Consider the following 205-nt stretch of genomic DNA (forward strand, 5'->3'; position numbering starts at 1 on the left):
TAGGCTGAAACGGTCGGTCAGGCGTTGCAGGCGCACCAGGCTCGGGTTGATCTTGTGGAAACGGCCTTGGGTGCCGGCAGTCAGGTCGTCGATAGCCTGATTCAGCGCACCGTCGATGTTCAGGCTGCCCTGGCTCCAAGCCACGGCGAAGCTGTTCACGCCGCCGCCGAGCAGGGTGTCGCGGCTGTTGCCATTAAGGGTGGCA

At 63.9% G+C, this 205-nt stretch carries 1 pseudogene; it reads right to left on the reverse strand.

Features of this window, described 5'->3' with window-relative positions:
- Window positions 1-205: pseudogene (locus tag DM374_RS33035) on the reverse strand (ShlB/FhaC/HecB family hemolysin secretion/activation protein); the annotation flags it as partial.

This window comes from Pseudomonas huaxiensis (assembly GCF_003231275.1).
GTDB lineage: Bacteria > Pseudomonadota > Gammaproteobacteria > Pseudomonadales > Pseudomonadaceae > Aquipseudomonas > Aquipseudomonas huaxiensis.